The 4,905-nt window shown below is 35.8% G+C and carries 5 protein-coding genes; 1 reads left to right on the top strand and 4 read right to left on the bottom strand.

What is annotated here, in order from left to right:
• Together Q0L68_RS16410 and Q0L68_RS16405 are read right to left on the bottom strand one after the other, a co-directional pair.
• Positions 1-208: hypothetical protein (locus Q0L68_RS16410; RefSeq protein WP_296705258.1), on the bottom strand; the 208-nt coding region annotated here is incomplete at its 3' end.
• A gap of 24 nt (positions 209-232) precedes the next feature.
• Complete coding sequence (locus Q0L68_RS16405; protein WP_296705256.1) at positions 233-2,470, bottom strand: FdhF/YdeP family oxidoreductase; 2,238 nt, start codon at positions 2,468-2,470, stop codon at positions 233-235.
• Between the two features lie 250 nt (positions 2,471-2,720).
• Between Q0L68_RS16405 and Q0L68_RS16400 the strand changes: the two genes are divergently transcribed.
• Positions 2,721-3,257 (top strand): pyridoxamine 5'-phosphate oxidase family protein, encoded by a 537-nt coding sequence (locus Q0L68_RS16400; RefSeq protein ID WP_296705254.1) that lies wholly within the window; start codon positions 2,721-2,723, stop codon positions 3,255-3,257.
• Between the two features lie 117 nt (positions 3,258-3,374).
• On the opposite strand, the gene Q0L68_RS16395 is transcribed toward Q0L68_RS16400, so the two are convergent.
• Both Q0L68_RS16395 and Q0L68_RS16390 read right to left on the bottom strand, forming a co-directional pair.
• Positions 3,375-4,181 carry a metallophosphoesterase gene (locus Q0L68_RS16395; RefSeq protein WP_296705252.1) on the bottom strand — a complete coding sequence of 269 codons (807 nt, stop codon included), beginning with the start codon at positions 4,179-4,181 and terminating at the stop codon, positions 3,375-3,377.
• A gap of 173 nt (positions 4,182-4,354) precedes the next feature.
• On the bottom strand, positions 4,355-4,905 hold a 551-nt coding region (locus Q0L68_RS16390; protein ID WP_296705250.1), incomplete at its 5' end, for a zinc-binding dehydrogenase.

Below are 4,905 nucleotides of genomic sequence, written 5' to 3'. Positions count from 1 at the left end.
GAGGAGTTTGATTATACAATTTTACCATCATATCACCTTTGCTCGTCGAAATCAAAACGTGATATAAACTATCTTTTTTTGGTACAAGTGATTGAAAGGTTTTGATTTTCTCAAGTTCTTGTCCTGAGTAATCAGAATTGATTTTACTTGATTGACAAGCTGTAATCAGGATCAGAAAAAGTATCCCAATGTATTTTTGAATTTTCATTTTTTATTGACTCTTGAGTTATTTCTAATTTTGACGGATTTTCACTTTGACAGATTTACTTGCCGGTGTATTGCTTTTTCTAGCTTTGAGCTGAAGTGGAACAAGCTCATTGCATTCAGGAAAATACGTTGCAATACATTTCGAAGGAATATCATAAGGAATGATTGTCAGTTCTTTTACTTCTCTTGTTTTTCCTCCATACTCGTTGAATAAAGTTACAGGTTTTTGGATGTCGAGTTGAAAATTCGAAATATCATCCTTATTCATCAAAACTACAGTCCTGATCCCATAAATCCCTCTGTATCGGTCGTCCATACCATAAATGGTGGTGTTGAATTGATCATGACTTCTAATCGTCATCATCATCAGCTCATCTTCTTCCAACTTGTAATCGGGCAGAGAATTTATCGTAAATCGAGCCTTACCAATATCATTGGTAAATTTCCCTTCTCTTGGACCATTAGGCAATTCCAGAATGGAGTTCTTTTTTAATTTTTCATTGAAAGACTCAAATCCTTTAACAGATTTTGCAATCAAATCCCTGATGTTATCATAATTGTCAATCAGCGAAAGCCAGTCAACTATTTCAATACCTACAGTTCTAGAAGCGATTTGAGAAATAATATGGGGTTCGCTTAAGAGATATTCTGATCTAGAGGGTTGGTTGCCCTGAGTACTATGAACCATTCCCATAGAATTTTCTACAGTTAGTTTTTGGATGCCAGACTTTTCCTGAATGATATCTGTTCGGCCAAGGCACGGAAGTATGAATCCTATTTCTCCAGGGTATAAATGGGAACGATTCAATTTTGTGGAAACATGAATAGTCATGACACAATTTTCAAGTGCTTTTTTTGTAAAGCTGGTGTCTGGGGCAGCAGAAAGTAAATTTCCTCCCATGGCCATAAAAACTTTTCCGGGTTGATCCTGCATTAATTCTATTGCTCCCACGACATCAACCCCATGTTTTCGAGGAGGTTCGAAATTGAAAGTAGAGGCAAGGGTATCCAAAAATTCTTTGCTTGGTCTTTCCCAAATCCCCATGGTTCTATCTCCTTGCACATTACTATGCCCTCGTACAGGACAAGTCCCAGCTCCAGGTTTTCCGATACTTCCTTTTAGTAAGAGCAGGTTAACTATTTCCTGAATGTTGTCAACAGCATTAACATGTTGGGTTAAGCCCATAGCCCAGCAAGCAATGATTTTATTCCTATTGGAAACCAGATCAACAAATTCCTCGATTTGTTTTTGATCCAATCCTGTTCTGGAAATCAGATCTTCTGAATCTAATTCTTCCAAAGCATTTTGATAGGTTTCAAATCCATCAGTTTTAGTGCTAATGAAATCTTGGTCTAAAACTGATGGATCTTTTTTGGATCGTTCTAAAAGTTTCTTTGCAATAGTCTGTACCAGAGCTACGTCTTCATTGATTCTAACTTGTAGGTATAAATCTGCGAGGGGGGCACCTATACCTAATAATCCTGAAATAGATTGAGGATCTTCAAAGCTTAATAAACCAGCCTCTTTCAAGGGATTGATCACAACGATTTTTGCCCCATGCTCTTTTGCCTTTTTTAGGGCAGAAAGCATTCTGGGATGGTTTGTTCCTGGGTTTTGCCCAAAAATCAAAATCAATTCGGACTGATAGAAATCTTCAAGTTTTACAGAACCTTTTCCAATACCAAGAGTGTGACTTAGCGCAACTCCACTGGATTCATGACACATATTGGAGCAGTCGGGCATATTATTGGTGCCGAAAATCCTAACAAAAAGTTGGTACAAAAAAGCAGCTTCATTGCTAGTTCTGCCGGAAGTATAAAAAATAGCATCATCTGGACTTTGGAGGTCTTTGAGTTTTTTGCCGATGGTTTCAAAAACAGTATTCCATTCCACAGGGGAATAATAAGCATCACCTTTCTTAATCATCATCGGTTGGGTCAATCTACCTTGATGCCCAAGCCAATAATCACTTTGCTTTCGCATTTCAAAAATGGAATGATTGGAAAAAAAACTTGCATCTGCATTGAGATCCATCGCTTCTTCAGCTATTGCTTTTACACCATTTTCACAATATTCCCCCAATTTGGAACGATGTGCAGGATCAGGCCAAGCACAGCCAGGGCAATCCATACCATCTTTTTGATTCAAACTCCCCAGAATCTTGAAAGCTTTGGTGACTTTCATGGACTGAAAAGCTTTTTCCATTGCATGGTAAATAGCTTTTGGTCCAGCTGCTGAAGTTGCGGGTTTGCCTATTTTCATAGAATTATAAAATCAATGATTAAAAATACAATAAATAGGTAAAGGAACCTGATATAAAATTTGCCTCACATTGGGGAATAAATTCGAAAAAAGATGGTTTTAAAGGATACTTTTTAACTAATAACTAAAACAAAAAAGTCAGGAATCAAGCTTTTAAGCAAGTCTGAGAGGTTTTTGAGATTTTAAGATTGAAATGGATCATAAGGCAAGGCCTTTGTGCATTTATGAGTAGTTAATCAAAAAGAATATTATGGAAACTATAAATAAAGAAACAAAAAAATCTAATGTCGAAAACCTTGAAGGGAAAGCCGCTGTGAGCAAAATTCGCGATTTGGTGGATTCTTCAAGTTTATGTTTTTTCCAAACAGAAGTGTCATTTGATGAAAACCAATCTGCCAGACCAATGAGTATTCAAAAATCTGATGATGATGGTTCACTTTGGTTCTTGAGTGCCGTGGATAGTGCAAAAAATGCAGAAATAAACAGTAATCCCAAAGCTCGACTCTTCTTTCAGAAAACAAGTTCGATGGAGTTTTTAGAACTTCAAGGGAAAGCTGAAATCACACAAAATAAAAAGATGATCTATGAACTTTGGGATTCAATGGCAAAAAATTGGTTTCCTCAAGGGAAAGATGATCCAAGAATTTCAGTAATAAAATTTACTCCTCAAGCAGGGCATTATTGGGATACAAAACATGGAGCAGGATTGGCAGGAGCTAAAATGCTTTTTGGAATAATCACCGGAAAGAAAGTTAATTTAGGCTTGGAAGGAGAATTGAAAATTTGATAAGACTCTAATAATCAGAATTTGTTTAATCCATAAAGAAAACCCGATGTAAATCGGGTTTTTTATTTGTTCAAATCAATACGACTTTTTAGAATTCTCAATGAGTTTTCTTTTCAATTATAATGAATGTCCATTGAGTACCGTACCGTCTTTAACGGTTTTAAGATAAGTAATTGTCTTACCATCTTCTAGAATTTCTACCACTCTGTAAGTATGAAAGGGGTTACCCCAATTTCCTCCAAAATGTCCGTCCCATAGATATGGTTTTCCTCGGTTAATCATAATCCCATCTACATCATGGTCGTGTCCGTGAAATACTGCTTTTACATTTTTATGCAGGGCGATGAGTTCCATTAAGTCGTCACATTTTATTCCATGTCTGGTCCAGTCGTTTTGGGATATATGAATAAAAACAAAGACATGAGAAAGGCTACTTAATTCCTCTAATTTTGATTTCAAAAATGGGACATCGCCACAAAGGTATTCTCCAGCTTTATTTGAGCAGTTTAGCAAAATTACACCTGACCCATCCTTGGCTTGGAAGGAATGGTTTTCGGAATAACCCCAAATATTTTTCCATTCACCTATTGCGACACGATCATGGTTTCCTCGAGTTACATAATAAGGGGCTTTTAAGGAGTCATAATACATTTTCACCTGAGGTAAAAATAATGGGTCATCGTGAACCAAGTCACCGTTAAAAACCACAAAATCTACTTGTTCTTCTGAATTAATAGATTCTATTAACTTTTTATGTGTACCAGTGAAATCAGTGTCAGGTTGACCAAAATGCCCATCAGATGCTACAATAAAACGTAGTTTTTTAGGCTCTTCCTTGATGGTTTTGCCTAGGCCATCCAGTGGCAATGCCATTACAGCTGAGGAAAAAAAGGTGAGTTTTTGAAGGAATGGACGTCGTTTCATGTGGATATTTGTCTTTCAATTCCTTAATTTCTAAAAAGAATTCGAAAACGAAACTTGATTAATGATTTATTAACCAAATCAGAATTTTTGCTCACAAACTATGACTTATGAAAATAGAGTATGAGTCAATCTCAATTAATAGATTCAGTTTCAATTTTTAATCAAATTAATAGTCAATAATTAACAATGACATTTCCTGTTTTTTGACCAGAGAGGACGTATTTGTAAGCTTCAGCAATTTCGTATAAAGAATATTCTTTATCTATTACAGGTTTGAATTTTCCGGTTTTCAGTAAATCAATAATATAGGGCATTGTCTTCTTTTGACTAAATGGAATCGGGAATATCACTTTTTTGTTTTTGCTCATTTTAGTCTTCAAAGCAAACCAAATATTTTGGGCATTCGGCCCAAGTTCAGAAGAAATATAAATTCCTTTTTCTTTCAAGATTGGCTTACAAGCTCCAAAGGTGCTTTTCCCAACCGAATCAAAGATAAAGTCAAAAGAGTCATCGGTTTTTGTGAAGTCATCTTTTGTAAAATCAATAATTTTATCGGCTCCTAATGAATGCATCAAGTCAAAATTTTTTGAATCAGAAGTTACGGTTAATTCCACATCAAATAATCTTGCAAATTGTAAAAGAGCAGAACCTATTGCTCCTGTAGCTCCGTTGATCAGGATTTTATTTCCGGATTTAACGTCAACATAATGAATAAAAGAATAAG

The sequence above is a fragment of the Algoriphagus sp. genome (genome assembly GCF_024642405.1).
Classification (GTDB): domain Bacteria; phylum Bacteroidota; class Bacteroidia; order Cytophagales; family Cyclobacteriaceae; genus Algoriphagus.
Note: the sequence above shows the minus strand (reverse complement) of the source record. Positions and strands in the feature narration are given on the sequence as shown.